General features: G+C 73.4%; 13 protein-coding genes. 7 read left to right on the top strand and 6 right to left on the bottom strand.

Annotated features, from left to right (window positions below; all coding sequences use genetic code 11):
- Positions 1-89: 89 nt before the first annotated feature.
- The 3 genes from ABZ261_RS05615 to ABZ261_RS05605 are packed head-to-tail and all read right to left on the bottom strand — an operon-like array spanning position 90 to position 3,281.
- Positions 90-1,133 (bottom strand): TolB-like translocation protein, encoded by a 1,044-nt coding sequence (locus tag ABZ261_RS05615; protein ID WP_356855613.1) that lies wholly within the window; start codon positions 1,131-1,133, stop codon positions 90-92.
- Complete coding sequence (locus ABZ261_RS05610; RefSeq protein ID WP_356855611.1) at positions 1,130-2,383, bottom strand: MFS transporter; 1,254 nt, start codon at positions 2,381-2,383, stop codon at positions 1,130-1,132. Before ABZ261_RS05610 ends, ABZ261_RS05615 begins: the two co-directional genes overlap by 4 nt.
- Before the next feature lies 1 nt (position 2,384).
- Entirely contained in the window at positions 2,385-3,281 is an 897-nt protein-coding gene (locus tag ABZ261_RS05605; RefSeq protein ID WP_356855609.1) for an alkaline phosphatase family protein, read from the bottom strand.
- A 126-nt stretch (positions 3,282-3,407) separates the two neighbouring features.
- Here ABZ261_RS05605 and ABZ261_RS05600 point away from each other — a divergent pair, with 126 nt between their 5' ends.
- Positions 3,408-4,268, top strand: a complete 861-nt coding sequence (locus ABZ261_RS05600; protein WP_356855607.1) for a DUF72 domain-containing protein — start codon at positions 3,408-3,410, stop codon at positions 4,266-4,268.
- Here ABZ261_RS05600 and ABZ261_RS05595 read toward each other — a convergent pair.
- Complete coding sequence (locus ABZ261_RS05595; RefSeq protein WP_356855605.1) at positions 4,232-4,672, bottom strand: VOC family protein; 441 nt, start codon at positions 4,670-4,672, stop codon at positions 4,232-4,234. The two genes, ABZ261_RS05600 and ABZ261_RS05595, sit on opposite strands and share 37 nt — an antisense overlap.
- A gap of 799 nt (positions 4,673-5,471) precedes the next feature.
- Between ABZ261_RS05595 and ABZ261_RS05590 the strand changes: the two genes are divergently transcribed.
- A complete protein-coding gene (locus ABZ261_RS05590; RefSeq protein WP_356855603.1) occupies positions 5,472-8,465 on the top strand; it encodes a bifunctional [glutamine synthetase] adenylyltransferase/[glutamine synthetase]-adenylyl-L-tyrosine phosphorylase in 2,994 nt (997 codons plus the stop codon).
- On the opposite strand, the gene ABZ261_RS05585 is transcribed toward ABZ261_RS05590, so the two are convergent.
- Both ABZ261_RS05585 and ABZ261_RS05580 read right to left on the bottom strand, forming a co-directional pair.
- Positions 8,453-9,316 (bottom strand): phosphatase PAP2 family protein, encoded by an 864-nt coding sequence (locus ABZ261_RS05585; RefSeq protein WP_356855601.1) that lies wholly within the window; start codon positions 9,314-9,316, stop codon positions 8,453-8,455. The genes ABZ261_RS05590 and ABZ261_RS05585 overlap by 13 nt on opposite strands.
- Before the next feature lie 82 nt (positions 9,317-9,398).
- Positions 9,399-10,433 carry a LacI family DNA-binding transcriptional regulator gene (locus tag ABZ261_RS05580; RefSeq protein ID WP_356855599.1) on the bottom strand — a complete coding sequence of 345 codons (1,035 nt, stop codon included), beginning with the start codon at positions 10,431-10,433 and terminating at the stop codon, positions 9,399-9,401.
- A 388-nt stretch (positions 10,434-10,821) separates the two neighbouring features.
- Here ABZ261_RS05580 and ABZ261_RS05575 point away from each other — a divergent pair, with 388 nt between their 5' ends.
- The 5 genes from ABZ261_RS05575 to ABZ261_RS05555 all read left to right on the top strand — a co-directional run bounded on the left by ABZ261_RS05575 (position 10,822) and on the right by ABZ261_RS05555 (position 17,461).
- Positions 10,822-12,096: an extracellular solute-binding protein gene (locus ABZ261_RS05575; protein WP_356855597.1), complete on the top strand. Its 1,275-nt coding sequence runs from the start codon at positions 10,822-10,824 to the stop codon at positions 12,094-12,096.
- Between the two features lie 102 nt (positions 12,097-12,198).
- Positions 12,199-13,203 carry a sugar ABC transporter permease gene (locus ABZ261_RS05570; protein WP_356855595.1) on the top strand — a complete coding sequence of 335 codons (1,005 nt, stop codon included), beginning with the start codon at positions 12,199-12,201 and terminating at the stop codon, positions 13,201-13,203.
- 19 nt (positions 13,204-13,222) lie between these two features.
- Positions 13,223-14,128, top strand: coding sequence for an ABC transporter permease subunit (locus ABZ261_RS05565; RefSeq protein WP_356855593.1), 906 nt, complete (start codon positions 13,223-13,225; stop codon positions 14,126-14,128).
- 104 nt (positions 14,129-14,232) lie between these two features.
- Positions 14,233-15,942 carry a glycoside hydrolase family 13 protein gene (locus ABZ261_RS05560; protein WP_356855591.1) on the top strand — a complete coding sequence of 570 codons (1,710 nt, stop codon included), beginning with the start codon at positions 14,233-14,235 and terminating at the stop codon, positions 15,940-15,942.
- Positions 15,943-16,078: 136 nt separating this feature from the next.
- Positions 16,079-17,461, top strand: a complete 1,383-nt coding sequence (locus ABZ261_RS05555; protein WP_356855589.1) for an alpha-amylase family protein — start codon at positions 16,079-16,081, stop codon at positions 17,459-17,461.
- Positions 17,462-17,539 lie beyond the last annotated feature (78 nt).

The following is a 17,539-nucleotide window of genomic DNA, read 5'->3' as shown; positions in this document are numbered from 1 at the left end:
CCGGCCACCACCCCGCGAGTGTGCGCGGCGGCCCCGCCGGACGCCGGGAGGCGGACACGGCACACCACCGGGATGGCGGAAGAACCGGGTCACCGTGTCGGCCGGCGGTACGCCTGTCCGAGGTACGCCGGCGACACGGCCGCCGCGCTGACGCGCCGGGGACGGCCCGACCCGTCCGCCGGCACCTCGTACAGGTCGGCGCCGAAGTCCGCCGGCAGCGCGTACACCACCGTGCGCGCGTCCCGCCACACCGCCTGGTCGTCCACGCTCCGCGGCTCGGCGAGCGGCGTCTCCCGCAGGGTGCGCAGGTCCAGGACGTACAGCCGCCAGGGCGCGTCCCGCGGCAGCCCCTCGACCCGCTTCTTGTACGCCACCCGCGTGCCGTCCGGCGACAGCGACGGGCACTCCGCATTGCCGTGCAGCACGGTGACCGTACGGGCCCGCAGGTCGCCGCGGACCAGGTACGTCCGCCCCTTCGTCGCCAGCGTGGCGTAGAACGTGCGGTCGTCGGACCCGAACGTCACCCCCCAGAAGTTGACGTCCGGCGCCCGGTACGGCCGCCCGTCCCGGACGATCCGGAACGCCTCCAGCGACGCGGTGAGCGCACCGCTGCGGGTGTCCACGACCGCCGTGCGGGTGGAGAAGTCCGTCCCGGCGTACGAGTCGCCGCCCACGAACGCCGTCCAGGCGGCGAAACGACCGCTGGGGGAGACCCGGGCCCGGGACGGGACGCCGGGGACGCCGTAGCGGCGCACCGTGCGCAGGCGCGCGTCCAGGATCAGCGCCCGGTAGGTGTCCGAGACCGGCCCGTGCACGGCCTGGAGGCACACGCCGGTGCCCGAAGCGGCGTGGAAGCGCAGGCACCTGAGCCCGGAGGCGGTGCGCGGGGCGGTCGGGTCCGCCGCCGGGACGCTGGTCAGCTCGTCGCGGTGCGGTCCCCAGGCCATGTTGCGGAACACCAGCCGCCCGGGGTCGCGCAGCGTCACCGCCCCCGGCACGACGCGCGGGCCGCCCGCCTGCGGGCGGTCGCGGCGGTCGGCCCGCGCGGAGGCGTGCAGCACGGAGGCCAGCCCGACCGCCGCCAGCACGGCGACGGCCGAGACGAGGATCAGCACGCGGGCGCGCACGGTCACGCGGTCACCGTTCCCTTCGGCCGCAGGGTCAGGCAGAACACGGCGCACGCGGCCAGCGCGACCGCCGCCCCCGCGAGCGCCGCCCGGTCGCCCCACACCGTCCAGGCCGCGCCGAACAGCAGCGAGCAGGCGAACCTGGCCAGCGCCTGCCCGGTCTGCACGACGGCGAGACCCGAGGAGCGCAGCCGCTCCGGCACGCTGTCCGAGGCCGCCGCCATCAGCACCCCGTCGGTGGCCGCGTAGAAGCCGCCGTGCAGGGCGAGGACGAGGCACGGCAGAGCCGCGCCCCGCCACGGCGTCAGCAGCAGGGCGTAGGCGAGGAGCAGGGCCCCGTGCCCGGCCAGGAACACCGTCCGGCCGCCCGCCCGGTCCGCGAGCCGGCCCAGCGGAACCGCCAGCAGCAGGAACGCGGCGGCCGTGCCCAGCGGCAGCAGCGCGAAGAAGCGGTCGGGCACCCCGAGACGGCGCTGGAGCAGCAGGTAGACGAAGGAGTCGCTGACCGTGGCGAGGCCCAGCAGCAGCGCGCAGACGGTGATCCGGCGCAGGTCGCGGCGGCGCAGCAGCCCCACCGCGTCCCGCAGGGAGGGCCGCTGCGACGGGGCCGGCGCTCCCCGTCCGCCCGGCACGAAGAGCACCAGCACCAGCAGGCCCGCCACGGCCACGCAGAAACTGACGGTGAACACCGCGTCGTAGCCGTCCACGGTGGCCCGCAGGATCCAGAACGCCGCCAGCGGCCCGAGCAGGGCCCCGGCCGTGTCCATCGCCCGGTGCACCCCGAACGCCCGCCCGCGCGTCTCCGGCGTGCAGGACAGGGAGATCAGCGCGTCGCGCGGAGCCGTCCGCAGCCCCTTGCCCGTCCGGTCGGCGGCGAGCACCAGCCCGATCGGGGCGAGCGAGTGCGCCACCGCCAGCAGCGGCTTGCACACGGCGGAGACGCCGTACCCGATGCCGGCCACCCACTTGTGCCGCCCGCCGCCCCGGTCCGCGAGGTGGCCGCCCGCCAGCCGCACGAGCGCGGAGAAACCGTTGTAGACGCCGTCCAGCAGCCCGAACCCCAGCGGGGACAGACCCAGCCCGGACACCAGGTACAGCGGCAGCACCGCCGTCACCATCTCCGACGACACGTCGGTGACCAGACTGACCGTCCCCAGCGCGAGCACGGTCGGTGGGACCGCCGCACGGCGCCGCCCGGCAGCGGGCCGGACGGCGCCGCGGGCGGACGTGCCGGCCCGGCTGTCCGCCACGTACACCTCAGGACGCCCAGATGCCGGTGATGTCCCGGGCGGAGGCCGCGTTGCCCGCGTGCGTGGTCAGGCCCTGGGTGTCCTCCAGGGTGCGCAGCAGGTCGTAGTGGTTGTACGTGGTGGAGGAGCTGGACCCGGCGGCCACGGGCTGCCCGTAGAACACCGTGGGGATCCGGTTGCCGCTCAGCCGGTTGTCCTCGTCGAAGGTGACGACGAGCAGGCTGTTGTGGGTCTTCGCCCAACTCGCGTAACCGCCCAGGTTGTTCTTCAGCCAGGTGTCGCCGGTGGACACCGAGCAGTCGTGCATGTCGCTGCACAGGTCAGGCACCACGAACGACATGCGCGGCAGCGTCGAGTAGTCCGCCGGGAACTGCGCGAACGTCTTCGCGGTCGAGGCCGGCACGTTGCTGAAACCGAACCAGGGGTTGTGCTTGCGCGCGTACCTGCCGCTGCTGCACGTGGTGGACCCCTGGCTCGGCAGGGTCTCGTTGTAACTGGCCCAGCTCCGCCCGGCGGCGATCAGCTCGGACGCCAGGTTGGGCGCCGACGAGAAACCCGGGGTGTAGCAGCTGTCGTCGGTGACGCCCTGCGTCGAACCGGAGAACAGCGCGAAGTAGTTGGGCTGGCTCGGGTGCGTCTCGGCGTACGACTGGGTCAGATCGGCGCCCTGGGCCCTCAGCGAGTTGAGGTACGGCGCGCCGGACGAACCGATGACCTGGCCGTAGGCGTGGTTCTCGAAGACCACCACGACCACGTGGTCGGGGCTGGGCACGGCGCCCGCGGCGTGCGCGGACTGGCCGCCGAGCCCGGACCACAGCCCGGCCGCGACCGCGGCGAGGGCCGCCGCGGACGCCACGGCGGTACGGGCCCGGCGAAACGCCGAACCGACACAAGTGCCGGACACATCAACCTCCGGGTGGGGGTGGGCGGCTGGCGGTGCGGACCGAGCATGCGCCCGCCGGCGGGCCCGCGGCCCACACCGGACGGCCCCGCGGGTGAAGACCGGATGAACAGCGGGTACCCGCGCCCCATGGCGGACATCCTCATCGGCACCTGCGGCTGGACCGACCCGGCGCTGCTCAGGAGCGGCTGGTACCCACCGGGCCACCGCGACTCCGAGAAACGCCTGCGCCACTACGCGACCCGGTTCCCGGTGGTCGAGGTCGACTCCCCGTACTACGCCCTCCCGTCGGCCCGCACGACCGCCCTCTGGGCCGAACGCACGCCCCCTGGCTTCCGGTTCGACGTCAAGGCGTTCTCCCTCCTCACCGGCCACCCCACCCGGCCCGCCGCCCTCCCCGCGGACCTGCGCGGCCGGCCCCGGGACGAGGCCCTGCGCGCCGAGGTCTGGACCCGCTACGCCGAAGCGCTCGACCCGCTGCGCCGCACCGGCCGCCTGGGCGCCCTCCTCTTCCAGTACCCGCCCTCCCTGGCCCCCGGCCCGCGCGCCGAGGAGTTCGTCCGCACCGCCCGGGAACGCGCCCGCGACTGGCCGTTCGCCGTGGAGTTCCGCAACCCCGCCTGGTGGGAGACCGACCGCACGGCCGCCTTCCTCAGGGACCTGGACGCCACCGCCGTGGCCACGGACACCGTCGAGGGCGTACCGCCCGTCCCCGTCACCACCCCCCACCTCGCCCTGGTCCGCTTCCACGGCCGCAGCCCGCACTGGGGCACGGGCAGCAAGGAGGACCGCTTCCGCCACACCTACACCGAGCAGGAGCTCACCGGGTGGCTGCCCCGCATCCGCGCCCTCACCGCGGACGCCAAGGAACTGCACCTGCTCTTCAACAACTGCTGCGGCGACGCGGCCGTCACGGCGGCGCACACCCTCCAGCGCCTGCTCGCGGCGGAGGACTACTCCTCGCCCTCCGCCAGCCGGGCCAGCACCTGATGCAACGGCTCCGTCGCCCGCCGCCGGTACTCCTGCACGGCCCACCCGTTCCCGTCCGGATCCGTGAAGTACAGGAACGTGGCCCCGTCCTGCGGCGCGTACCGCACCGGCTCGCTCACCTCCAGCCCCCGCGCGGTCAACTCCTCGTAGGCGGCCCGGGCATCCGCCACGCACAACTGCAGCCCGTGGTACGTCCCCGGCCGCGGCGTCCCGGTCGGCACCCGCAGCCCCTCCGCCAGGGCGATCGAACACCCCGATCCGGGCGGCGTGAGCTGCACGATCCGCACGCCCTCCATCACCTCCCCGTCCAGATCGACGTGGAAGCCCACCTTGTCCCGGTAGAACTCCTTGGCCCGGTCCACGTCGGAGACGGGCAGCAGAACGACTTCCAGGCTCATGTCCACGAAAGGCTCCCGCAGGGGCGGGGAGCACCCGGCGCGCCCCCGGCTCATCCCCACGGTAGGCGCGCCCCTCCCACCCCGCACCCGCGCACGCCGGGACGGCCCGCGCCCGCGTACGGCGGGAAGGGGACGTGCCGGGTGGTGTCCGCCCGCAACGCCCGGCGTCCACCAGCGCAGGGCGGGATGCCGGCCGGCGGCCGGGACGGCCCCGCGCCCGCCACGGCCGGAACCGACCGGACGCCGGGACGGCCCCGCGCCCGCCACGGCCGGAACCGACCGGATGCCGGGACGGCCCGCGCCCGCGTACGGCGGGAAGGGGACGTGCCGGGTGGTGTCCGCCCGCAGCGGCCGGCGTGGACGCCGGGCGCCACGAGGGAAGCGGTCCGCCGGACCGAGGACGGACACTGCCCGGCGCGGCACCGACCCACCCCCCACCGCGGGCGCGACCGCAACCACGACACCCCCGCACAGGCCGCCGCAGGCACCACCCCCGCACCCGGCGGCGCCCCGCACCCCACACCGCACCCGCACCCCGCCCCCGCCCCCGCCCCCGCCCACAACGCCCGCACCAGAAACGCACCGCACCGCAAACGCACCGCACCGAGACGCACCCGCACCGAATCGCACCCGCACCGCAAGCGCACCGCACCGAGACGCACCCGCACCGCAAGCGCACCGCACCGAGACGCACCCGCACCGTGACGCCCGCGCCGGCGATCACCGCCCCGCCTCCGGAGGCGCCCCGCTCCGTTCCGGTTAGGCTCTGGCCAGGACGACGGAGATCCGAGGGGAGGCCACGGAGATGACGCCGGGGCGCAGGAGCAGCACGTTCACCCGCCTGCTGCGACACGGTTTCACCGACCCCGCCGCCGCCGAGCGCCTCCTGGACGGCCCCGAGCTGACCCCCGTCCGCAACGACCCGGTGCTGCTGGAGGCGCTGGGCGCCACGGCCGACCCGGACCTCGCCCTGAACGGCCTGGTGCGCCTGCTGGAGGCGCAGGACGGCCCCACCGCCCACCGCCAGCTGCTGGACACGCTCATCGCGGCGAAGCCCCTGCGCGACCGCCTCCTGGGCGTCCTCGGCGCCTCCGCCGCCCTCGCCGACCACCTGGCCCGCCACCCCACCGACTGGCAGGCACTGGTCACGTACGAACCGCAGGACCTGCACCCGGGCGTCGAGGAGTTCGAGCGGGGCCTGGCCGGGGCCGCCGACCCGGTCTCCCTGCGCGTGGCCTACCGCCGCTGCCTGCTGTCCATCGCCGCGCGGGACGTCTGCGGCACCACGGACGTGGCCCAGACGGCGGCGGAGCTCGCCGACCTGGCCACGGCCACCCTGCGCGCGGCGCTGGCGCTGGCGGAGCGCGCCGCCCCCGAGGACGCCGCGGCCTGCCGCCTCGCGGTGATCGCGATGGGCAAGTGCGGCGGCCACGAGCTGAACTACGTCTCCGACGTGGACGTGATCTTCGTGGCGGAGGCGGCCGACGGCGCCCCCGAGGACCGGGCCCTGAAGTCCGCCACCAAGCTGGCCTCCCACCTCATGCGGATCTGCTCGGAGACCACCGTGGAGGGCTCCATCTGGCCGGTGGACGCCAACCTCCGCCCCGAGGGCCGCAACGGCCCCCTGGTCCGCACCCTCAGCAGCCACCTCGCCTACTACCGGCGCTGGGCGAAGACGTGGGAGTTCCAGGCGCTGCTCAAGGCCCGCCCGGTGGCCGGCGACGCCGACCTCGGCCGGGCGTACGTCGACGCACTGGAACCGCTGGTGTGGAAGGCGGCGGAACGCGAGAACTTCGTGGCGGACGTGCAGAAGATGCGCCGCCGCGTGGTGGAGAACATCCCGGCGGCCGAGATAGACCGGGAGCTCAAGCTCGGGCCCGGCGGTCTGCGGGACGTGGAGTTCGCCGTCCAGCTCCTGCAGCTGGTGCACGGCCGCACCGACCCGAGCCTGCGCAGCGGCACCACCCTGGACGCCCTGCAGGCCCTCGCCGCCGGCGGCTACGTCGGCCGGGAGGACGCCGCCCGCCTGGACGAGGCGTACCGCTTCCTGCGCTCGATGGAGCACCGCATCCAGCTGCACCGTCTGCGCCGCACCCACCTCGTCCCGGAGGGGGAGGCGGACCAGCGCCGCCTGGGGCGCTCGCTGGGCCTGCGCACCGACCCGGTGGCGGAGCTGAACCGCGAGTGGAGGCGGCACTCCGGCGTCGTACGGCGGCTGCACGAGAAGCTGTTCTACCGCCCGCTGCTCGACGCCGTGGCCCAGCTCGCGCCCGGCGAGGCCCGGCTGCGGCCGGAGGCGGCCCGCGAACGCCTGGAGGCGCTCGGGTACGCCGACCCGGCCGCCGCCCTGCGCCATCTGGAGGCGCTGGCCTCCGGCGTGAGCCGCAAGGCGGCGATCCAGCGCACCCTGCTGCCGGTCATGCTCGGCTGGTTCGCCGACTCCGCGGACCCGGACGCCGGCCTGCTGAACTTCCGGAAGGTCTCCGACGCGCTCGGCAAGACCCCCTGGTACCTGCGGCTGCTGCGCGACGAGGGCGCGGCGGCCGAGAACCTGGCCCGCGTCCTGTCGGCGGGCCGCCTCGCGCCGGACCTGCTGATGCGCGCCCCGGAGGCGGTGGCCCTGCTCGGGGACGGCGACGGCGGCGGTCTGGCGCCGCGGCAGCGGTCCCACCTGGAGCAGGAGATCCTGGCGGCGGTCGGCCGGGCGGAGAACGCCGGGCAGGGCGTCACCGCGGCCCGCGGGGTCCGCCGCCGCGAGCTGTTCCGCACGGCCGCCGCCGACATCATCCGCTCCTACGGCACGGAGGCCAGCCCCGTCGAGGCCGACCAGGGCGCCCTGGTGGACCGGGTCGGCGCGGCCGTCTCCGACCTCACCGCGGCCACCCTGGCCGGGACGCTGCGCGCGGTCGTCCGGGACGGCTGGGGCGACACCCTGCCGACCCGGTTCGCGATCATCGGGATGGGCCGCTTCGGCGGGCACGAGCTGGGCTACGGCTCCGACGCGGACGTGCTGTTCGTGCACGAGCCGCGGGACGGCGTGGACGAGCAGGAGGCGGCCGCCGCGGCGAACAAGGTGGTCGCCGAGATGCGCCGCCTGCTGCAGCTGCCCAGCGCCGACCCGCCGCTGCTGATCGACGCCGACCTGCGCCCGGAGGGCAAGTCCGGCCCCCTGGTGCGCACCCTGAAGTCGTACGGGGCGTACTACCGCCGCTGGTCCCTGGGCTGGGAGTCGCAGGCGCTGCTGCGGGCCGAGCCGGTCGCCGGCGACGAGGACCTCGGCCGGCGCTTCACCGACCTCATCGACCCGCTGCGCTATCCGGCGCAGGGCCTCGACGACGACGCGGTCCGCGAGATCCGCCGGCTGAAGGCCCGGATGGAGTCCGAGCGGCTGCCCCGCGGCGCCGACCCGAAGCTGCACACCAAGCTCGGCCCCGGCGGCCTGTCGGACGTGGAGTGGACCGTCCAGCTGCTCCAGCTGCGCCACGCCCACCGCGAGCCGGGCCTGCGCACGACCCGGACCAGGCAGGCGCTGGCGGCCGCCCGGGAGGCCGGGCTGCTGTCCGCCGAGGACGCGGCGGTCCTGGACGAGGCGTGGGTGCTGGCCACCCGGGTGCGCAACGCGGTGATGCTGGTCCGCGGCCGGGCCGGGGACACCTTCCCGACCGCGCCCCGCGAGCTGGCCGCCGTCGGCCGCTACCTGGGGTACGGCGCCGGGCACGCGGGGGACATGCTGGACGCCTACCGCCGTACCGCCCGCCGGGCGCGCACGGTCGTGGAGGAGCTGTTCTACGCGGACTGAACGGCCGGGACGGGCTCGCGCCCGGCCGCCGGCAGCCGCCGCGGCAGCGCGTACGGCAGGGTGCCGTACCACAGCCGGGCCACCGCGAACCCGAAGCCCAGGCAGAGCGCGCCGCCCACGGCGTCCAGCCAGAAGTGGTTGGCCGTGGCGACGATCACCAGCAGGGTGGCGGCCGGGTACAGCAGGCCCAGCACCCGCGCCCACGGCACCGACGCCAGCGCGAACAGGGTCAGCCCGCACCACAGCGACCAGCCGATGTGCATCGACGGCATGGCCGCGTACTGGTTCGACATGTGCTTGAGGTCGCCGGAGGCCATCGAACCCCAGGTGTGGTGGACCGTCACCGTGTCCACGAAGGACCCGCCGCGCATCAGCCGGGGCGGCGCCAGCGGGAAGAGCCAGTAACCGGCCAGGGCCACCCCCGTGGTCGCGAACAGCGCCGTCCGGGTCGCCGCGTACCGGCCGGGATGCCAGCGGTACAGCCACACCAGGACGCCCAGCGTGATGACGAAGTGCAAGGTGGCGTAGTAGTAGTTCATGCCGACGATCAGCCAAGTCACCGAGTTCACGGCGTGGTTCAGCGACCGCTCGACGGCTATGCCGAGATCGTGCTCGGCGCGCCAGATCCAGTCCGCGTTGCGCAGCGCCTCGGCCCGCTGCTCGGGCACGGCGTTGCGGATCAGCGAGTACGTCCAGTAACTCACCGCGATCAGAAGGATCTCGAACCACAGGCGGGGCCGGCGCGGACGTCGCGGCCGGATCAGCGGGCCCGGCCCGTCCTCGCCCGTGACGGCCTGCGGAACGGCCACCTCCTCGCGACCTTCCGGCTCTGTCACGGTCGAGTCACTCATAGGCACGCAGTCTGCCAGACAAGTTTTCCTGCACCGATCATCCCCCGGTCGGGTTCACGGCGCACGTCCTGGGACGCGGGTCCTACGACGCCCGCGCGGGGTGCGGGGCGGAGGCCGTGGAGCCGCGCACCACCAGCTCCGGCATGAACACGAACTCGCTGTGCGGCGCCGGTGTCCCGCCGATCTCCTCCAGCAGCGTGCGCACCGCCGCCTGCCCCATCGCCGGGACCGGCTTGCGGATCGTGGTCAGCGGCGGATCGGTGAAGGCGATGAGCGGGGAGTCGTCGAAGCCGACCACCGACACGTCCCGGGGCACCTCCAGACCGCGCTGCCGGGCCGCCCGTATCGCGCCCAGCGCCATCATGTCGCTGGCGCAGACCACCGCCGTGCAGTCCCGTTCGATCAGCGCGGCCGCGGCCGCCTGGCCGCCCTCCAGGGTGTACAGGGAGTGCTGGATCAGCTCCGTCTCGACGGTGGCCGCGGGCAGCCCGAGCTGGTCCTGCACGGCCCGCACGAAGCCCTCGATCTTGCGCTGCACCGGCACGAACCGCTTCGGCCCCAGCGCCAGCCCGATCCGGGTGTGCCCCAGCGACACCAGATGGGTCACCGCCAGTGTCATCGCCGCCCGGTCGTCGGGGGAGATGAACGGCGCCTGCACCTTCGGCGAGAAGCCGTCCACGAGCACGTACGGCACGCCCTGCGCCCGCAGCCGGTCGTAGCGCTGCATGTCCGCGGTGGTGTCCGCGTGCAGCCCGGAGACGTAGATGATCCCGGCGACCCCGCGGTCCACGAGCATCTCGGTCAGCTCGTCCTCGGTCGACCCGCCCGGGGTCTGCGTGGCGAGCACCGGCGTGTAGCCCTGGCGGGTCAGCGCCTGGCCGATGACCTGCGCCAGGGCCGGGAAGATCGGGTTCTCCAGCTCCGGGGTGATCAGGCCCACCAGGCCCTCGCTGCGCCGGCGCAGCCGGACCGGGCGCTCGTACCCCAGCACGTCCAGCGCGGCCAGCACGGACTGGCGGGTGGTGGCGGCGACGCCCGGCTTCCCGTTCAGGACCCGGCTGACGGTCGCCTCGCTCACCCCCGCCTGCGCCGCGATGTCGGCGAGCCGTGTGGTCACGGCACCGGACTGTACCGGTCGTATGTCGCCTTGCACACCGGCCGGACGCCGGGCGCGGGCGGCCGCACGGCCCGCCGTCGATTGCTGCGTCATCGCGCTCCCTCGTCCTTCTGTGGGGCCTGGGATGGCAAGAGATTGCAGAGTCTTGCACACGGGGCCCGCTTCGCGCCGACCGGGGGCGGAACCCGGCCGCCCGCATGCCGCGAGCAGGTCGGATCGGGGTGGCGCCGACCCGCGTTGCACTTTTTTTCTGCAAGGTCTTTCGCAACTCTTGCATCGCTGTTACGTTCCCTGTCGCCCGGCCGCGGCAACGGCGCAGTCGGCAAGTCGCAGGGGCGGCCCGGACCGCCCCCTGCACCACTCGGGCTTTCACCCTCAAGGAGAACTCATGCGGCGTGGCATAGCGGCCTCCGCGTTGGCGGCGTCCCTCGCCCTGACGGCGACGGCGTGCGGCGGGAGCGGCGGCGGCAGCGGGAAGTCGGACGGCCCGGTCACCCTCACCTGGTGGGACACCTCCAACGCGACCAACGAGGCACCGGCGTACAAGGCCCTGGTCCAGCGGTTCGAGGCGGCCCACAAGGACATCAAGGTCAAGTACGTCAACGTGCCCTTCGACCAGGCGCAGAACAAGTTCGACACCGCGGCCGGCGCCAAGGGCGCCCCGGACGTCCTGCGCTCCGAGGTCGGCTGGACCCCCGCGTTCGCCAAGAAGGGCTACTTCCTGCCGCTGGACGGCACCGAGGCGCTCGCCGAGCAGGACGCGTTCGAGCCGAACCTGATCGAGCAGGCCCGGTACGAGGGCAAGACCTACGGCGTCCCGCTGGTCACCGACACCCTCGCCCTGGTCTACAACAAGGCCCTGTTCAAGAAGGCCGGCATCACCGAGGCCCCCAGGACCTGGGACGAGCTGAAGGCGGACGCCGCCAGGATCAAGGCCAGGACCGGCGCCGACGGCTACTGGGGCTCCACCCAGGCGTACTTCGCGCAGCCCTTCCTCTACGGCGAGGGCGCCGACACCGTCGACGCCGGCGCCAAGAAGATCACCGTGAAGTCGCCCGCCGCCAGGAAGGGATACGCCACCTGGCTGAGCCTCTTCTCCGGCAAGGGCCTGCACAAGGCCGACGTCACCGCCGACGCCTACGCCCACATCCAGGACGCCTTCGTCAGCGGCAAGGTCGCCGCGATCATCCAGGGCCCCTGGGAGATCACGAACATCTACCAGGGCAGCGCCTTCAAGGACAGGGCCAACCTCGGCATCGCCACCCTGCCGGCCGGCTCCACCGGCAAGGCGGGCGCCCCGACCGGCGGCCACAACCTCTCGGTCTACGCCGGCTCGGACGAGGCCCACCAGAAGGCGGCGCTGACGTTCGTCAAGTACATGACCTCGGCGAAGTCCCAGGAGACCCTCGCCCTGAAGAACTCCACCCTGCCCACCCGCTCCGACGCCTACACCGCCCGGGTCAAGGCCGACCCCGGCATCGCCGGCTACCAGGGCGTCCTGGCCGCCGCCCGGCCCCGCCCGGCGCTGCCCGAGTACAGCAGCCTGTGGGTCCCGCTCGACACCGAGCTGCCCAAGATCGCCAGCGGCAAGGAGTCGCTGGACAAGGGCCTGAGCAACGCCGAGCTGGCCATGTCCAAGCTGGTGGACGGCTTCGGCAGGTGAGCCCGGGTGGCCGCCGGACCCCGTCCCCGCGCCGCGCGGGCGGACCCGGCGGCCACCGCCCGCGCCCGGCCCGACCCCCTGAACCCTCGAAGGTGTCGCACCATGACAGTCGCCATCGACCGCGCGACCGGCAAGCGCCGCGGTGACCGCGCGCCTCGGCCCGGGACGGGCCGGCGCCTCCGGAACGGCTTGCAGAAGCACTGGTACGCCTACGCGATGATCGCCCCGGTGGTCCTCGTGCTCGGCGTCCTCGTGGGCTACCCGCTCGCCCGCGGCTTCTACCTCACCCTCACCGACGCCGACAGCCTCAACTCGGCGCGCACGATCGGCGTCCACCACATCGACGCCACCTACCGGTTCATCGGCCTGGACAACTACCGGGACATCCTGTTCGGCCCCACGGCGTACGACCGGTTCTGGTCGCACTTCCTGTGGACCGTCCTCTGGACGGCCGCCTGCGTGACCCTGCACTACACCATCGGCCTCGGCCTCGCGCTGATGCTCGCCCAGAAGCTGCGCGGCCGCACCCTCTACCGGCTGCTGCTGGTCCTGCCCTGGGCCGTGCCGACCTTCGTCACCGTCTTCTCCTGGCGGATCGTGCTCGCCGACTCCGGCGCGCTCAACCAGCTCCTCGGCGCCCTCCGCCTGCCGCAGCCGCAGTGGCTGGAGGACACCTTCTGGCAGCGGTTCGCCGCCGTCATGGTCAACACCTGGTGCGGAGTGCCGTTCATGATGCTGTCCCTGCTCGGCGGCCTGCAGTCCATCGACGCCTCGCTGTACGAGGCCGCCGAGATGGACGGCGCGAGCGCCTGGCAGCGGTTCCGGCACGTCACCCTGCCCGGCCTGCGCTCGGTCAGCTCCACCGTCGTCCTGCTCGGCGTCATCTGGACGTTCAACCAGTTCGTCATCATCTTCCTGCTGTTCGGCAGGAACTCCGCGCCCGACGCCCAGATCCTCGTCACCTGGGCGTACCAGCTGGGCTTCGGCCAGCAGCCGCGCGACTTCGCCCAGTCCGCCGCCTACGGCGTGCTGCTGCTGTCGATCCTGACCGTCTTCACCTCCTTCTACTTCCGCTGGCTGAAGCGCAATGACCAGCTCGCCGTCTGACGCCGCAGGAGCCGCCGCCATGAGCACCACGACCCTGGACACGACCGAGACCGCGCCGGCCCCGGGCCCCCCGCCCGCGCGGCGCGGCCGCCGGCGCGGCGAGCGCGGCCCGCTCGGCACCGCCCTGCTGCACGGCGGTCTCGCCGTGGCGAGCCTGATCGCCCTGGCCCCGGTCGCCTGGCTGTGCTACCTCTCCCTCGGCCCGGACAAGGAGGACTACCTGCACCCGGGCGCCATCGCGGGCAAGGCGACCTTCTCCAACTACGGCTTCGTGCTCCGGCACACCGCGTTCCTCGACTGGTTCGTCTCGACGATGATCGTGGCCCTCGGCACCACCCTCGTCGGTGTCCTGGTCGCCGCCACCACCGGCTACGCGGTCTCCCGGATGCGGTTCCCCGGCTACAAGCAGCTCATGTGGGTCCTGCTGCTCACCCAGGCGTTCCCGATCGCCGTCCTGATCGTGCCGATGTACGAGATCCTCGGCGAGCTCGGCCTCATCGACACCTACGGGGCGCTGATCGCCGTCAACTGCAGCACCGCCGTGCCGTACAGCGCCTGGCTGCTCAAGGGGTACTTCGACACCATCCCGTTCGAGATCGACGAGGCCGGCCGGGTGGACGGGCTCAGCCCGTTCGGCGCCTTCTTCCGGCTCGTCCTGCCGCTGGCCCGCCCAGGCCTGGCCGTGGCCGCGTTCTACACCTTCGTCACCGCCGTCGGCGAGGTCGCCTTCGCGACCACCTTCCTGCTCGACGACTCCAAGTACACCTTCGCCGTCGGCCTGCAGACCTTCGTCAGCGAGCACGACGCCCAGTGGAACTACATGGCCGCCACCGCGGTGCTGATCGCGATACCCGTGAGCGCGTTCTTCTACCTCGTGCAGAAGAACCTCGTCACCGGTCTCACCGCCGGCGGCACCAAGGGCTGACGCCCGCCGCGACGGACCCCCGCGCGCCCGCACACGGCCCCGTCCCGGCCCGCCGCCGTGTCCCACGCCCGCCCATCACGCCCCCGTCACGTATCAAGGACGCCATGAGCCAGCAGCACTCCGCCGCACCGGCCCGCCACCGTGCCGCCACCGTCGCCGACCGCCGCGAGTGGTGGCGGGACGCGGTCATCTACCAGGTCTATCCGCGCAGCTTCGCCGACAGCAACGGCGACGGCATGGGTGACCTGGAAGGCGTACGCTCCCGCCTGCCGTACCTGCGCGACCTCGGCGTCGACGCCGTGTGGCTGAGCCCCTTCTACGCCTCCCCGCAGGCCGACGCCGGCTACGACGTCGCCGACTACCGCGCCGTCGACCCCGTGTTCGGCTCCCTGCTGGACGCCGACGCGCTCATCCGCGACGCCCACGAGCTGGGCCTGCGCATCATCGTCGACCTCGTCCCCAACCACTCCTCCGACCAGCACGAGTGGTTCAGGCGCGCCCTCGCCGAGGGCCCCGGCTCGCCGCTGAGGGAGCGCTACCACTTCCGGCCCGGCAAGGGGAAGAACGGCGAACTCCCGCCCAACGACTGGGAGTCCATCTTCGGCGGCCCGGCCTGGACCCGGGTGACCGAGCCGGACGGCAGCCCCGGCGAGTGGTACCTGCACCTCTTCGCCCCGGAACAGCCCGACTTCAACTGGGAGCACCCGGCCGTCGGCGACGAGTTCCGCTCCATCCTGCGCTTCTGGCTGGACATGGGCGTGGACGGCTTCCGCATCGACGTCGCCCACGGCCTGGTCAAGGCGGCGGGCCTGCCCGACCTCGGCGCCCACGACCAGCTGAGACTGCTGGGCAACGATGTCATGCCGTTCTTCGACCAGGACGGCGTGCACGAGATCTACCGCCAGTGGCGCCGCATCCTCGACGAGTACCACCCCGGACCGGCGGAGCAGGGCGGTCCGCCGCAGCGCATCTTCGTGGCGGAGGCGTGGACCCCGACCGTCGAGCGCACCGCGAACTACGTCCGCCCCGACGAGCTGCACCAGGCCTTCAACTTCCAGTACCTGAGCACCGAATGGGACGCCTCCCGGCTCCGCGAGGTCATCGACCGCACCCTGGACGCCATGCGCCCGGTCGGCGCCCCCGCCACCTGGGTGCTGTCCAACCACGACGTCACCCGGCACGCCACCCGCTTCGCCAACCCGCCCGGCCTCGGCACCCAGATCCGCACCGCGGGCGACCGCGCACTGGGGCTGCGCCGCGCCCGCGCCGCCACCCTCCTCATGCTCGCGCTGCCCGGCTCGGCCTACCTCTACCAGGGCGAGGAGCTGGGCCTGCCGGACGTGGTCGACCTGCCCGACGAGGTGCGCCAGGACCCGGCGTACTTCCGCGGCGCCGGCCAGGACGGCTTCCGCGACGGCTGCCGGGTGCCGATCCCATGGACCCGCACGGGCTCCTCGTACGGCTTCGGCAGCGGCGGCAGCTGGCTCCCGCAGCCGGACGACTGGGCGGAGCTGAGCGTGGAGGCGCAGACCGGCGTGCCCGGCTCCACCCTGGAGCTGTACCGGGCCGCGCTGCGCGTGCGCCGGGCGCAGCCGGACCTGGGCGCGGGCGACGCGGTGCAGTGGCTGCGGGCGCCCGAGGGCGTCCTGGCCTTCCGGCGCGGGGCGTTCGTCTGCGTCACCAACACCACCGGGGAGCCGGTGACGACGCCTGCCTACGGGCGGGTGCTGCTCAGCAGCGGGGAGGTCGCCGAGACGGGCTCCGGGGCGACGGTGCCCGCCGACACGACCGTCTGGTGGTCCGGCGCGGTCTGACGGCACGTCGGGGAAGTTGTCGCAGAACTTCCCACCGGCCCGCTGCCATTCCCGGCAGCGGGCCTTTACCATCTGCGTCACCGCAACCTTGCTGAAATATTTCAGCAAGAGCCTTCAACGACGAAGGAACCCCCACATGGCTCGCAGAACCCTCCCTGCGGCGGCGGCGATCGCCCTCGCAGCCGCCGCCACGATTGGCATGAACCCGACGAACGCCGAGGCCGCCCCTCCCGGCGCCAAGGACGTCACCGCCGTCCTCTTCGAGTGGAACTTCTCCTCGGTCGCCAAGGAGTGCACCCGCGTCCTCGGCCCCGCCGGCTACGGCTACGTGCAGGTCTCGCCGCCCGCCGAGCACATACAGGGCCCGCAGTGGTGGACCTCCTACCAGCCCGTCAGCTACCGGATCGCCGGGCGCCTGGGCGACCGCGCCGCCTTCCGGAGCATGGTGGACACCTGCCACGCGGCCGGCGTGAAGGTCGTCGTCGACACGGTCGTCAACCACATGTCGGCGGGATCGGGCACCGGCACCGGCGGCACGTCCTACACGAAGTACGACTACCCCGGTCTGTACTCCGCGCACGACTTCGACGACTGCACCTCCCAGGTGACGAACTACGCCGACCGCTGGAACGTCCAGCACTGCGAACTCGTCGGCCTGGCCGACCTCGACACCGGCGAGGAGTACGTCCGCAAGACCGTCGCCGGGTACATGAACGACCTCCTCTCGCTCGGCGTCGACGGCTTCCGCGTCGACGGGGCCAAGCACATCGACGCCGCCGACCTGGCGAACATCAAGTCCCGGCTCACCAACCCGTCCGCGTACTGGAAGCAGGAGGTCATCTACGGCGCCGGCGAGGCCGTCCAGCCCGCCGAGTACACGGGCAACGGCGACGTCCAGGAGTTCCGCTGGGCCTACGACCTCAAGCGGGTGTTCACCAACGAGAACCTCGCCTACCTGAAGAACTACGGCGAGGGCTGGGGCTATCTGAACGGCTCGGTGGCCGGTGTCTTCGTGGACAACCACGACACCGAGCGCAACGGCTCCACCCTCAGCTACAAGAGCGGGGCCGCCTACACCCTGGCCAGTGTCTTCATGCTCGCCTGGCCCTACGGCGCGCCGGACGTCCACTCCGGCTACGAGTTCTCCGACCCCGATGCCGGCCCGCCCGGCGGCGGCTCGGTGAGCGCCTGCTGGCAGAACGGCTGGAAGTGCCAGCACGCCTGGCCGGAGATCAAGTCGATGGTCGCGTTCCGCAACGCCACCCGCGGCCAGGCGGTGACGAACTGGTGGGACGACGGCGCCGACGCCATCGCCTTCGGCCGGGGCTCCAGGGGTTTCGTGGCGATCAACCACGAGTCCTCGTCCCTGACCCGCACCTTCCAGACGTCCCTCCCGGCCGGGACGTACTGCAACGTCCAGAACAACACCCCGGTGGCCGTGGACTCCGGCGGACGGTTCACGGCCACCCTCGGCCCGGACACGGCCCTGGCGCTGTACGCCGGCAAGTCGAGCTGCTGAGCACCCGCCTGACGGAGCGTGAAACCTCTTGCCGGAGGTTTCACGCCCCTTGCTGCAAACCCCCCACCCCCGTCAGCT

It is taken from the genome of Streptomyces sp. NPDC006193 (assembly GCF_040613915.1).
GTDB lineage: Bacteria > Actinomycetota > Actinomycetes > Streptomycetales > Streptomycetaceae > Streptomyces.
This window is presented reverse-complemented; position numbering and strand designations above follow the sequence as displayed.

What these genes read in the sequence shown, in the direction of transcription:
- ABZ261_RS05600 (WP_356855607.1), top strand. Translation starts at nt 3,408, where the DNA reads ATGGCGGACATCCTCATCGGCACCTGCGGCTGGACCGACCCGGCGCTG.
- ABZ261_RS05590 (WP_356855603.1), top strand. Translation starts at nt 5,472, where the DNA reads ATGACGCCGGGGCGCAGGAGCAGCACGTTCACCCGCCTGCTGCGACAC.
- ABZ261_RS05585 (WP_356855601.1), bottom strand. Translation starts at nt 9,316, where the DNA reads ATGAGTGACTCGACCGTGACAGAGCCGGAAGGTCGCGAGGAGGTGGCC.
- ABZ261_RS05575 (WP_356855597.1), top strand. Translation starts at nt 10,822, where the DNA reads ATGCGGCGTGGCATAGCGGCCTCCGCGTTGGCGGCGTCCCTCGCCCTG.
- ABZ261_RS05570 (WP_356855595.1), top strand. Translation starts at nt 12,199, where the DNA reads ATGACAGTCGCCATCGACCGCGCGACCGGCAAGCGCCGCGGTGACCGC.
- ABZ261_RS05565 (WP_356855593.1), top strand. Translation starts at nt 13,223, where the DNA reads ATGAGCACCACGACCCTGGACACGACCGAGACCGCGCCGGCCCCGGGC.
- ABZ261_RS05560 (WP_356855591.1), top strand. Translation starts at nt 14,233, where the DNA reads ATGAGCCAGCAGCACTCCGCCGCACCGGCCCGCCACCGTGCCGCCACC.
- ABZ261_RS05555 (WP_356855589.1), top strand. Translation starts at nt 16,079, where the DNA reads ATGGCTCGCAGAACCCTCCCTGCGGCGGCGGCGATCGCCCTCGCAGCC.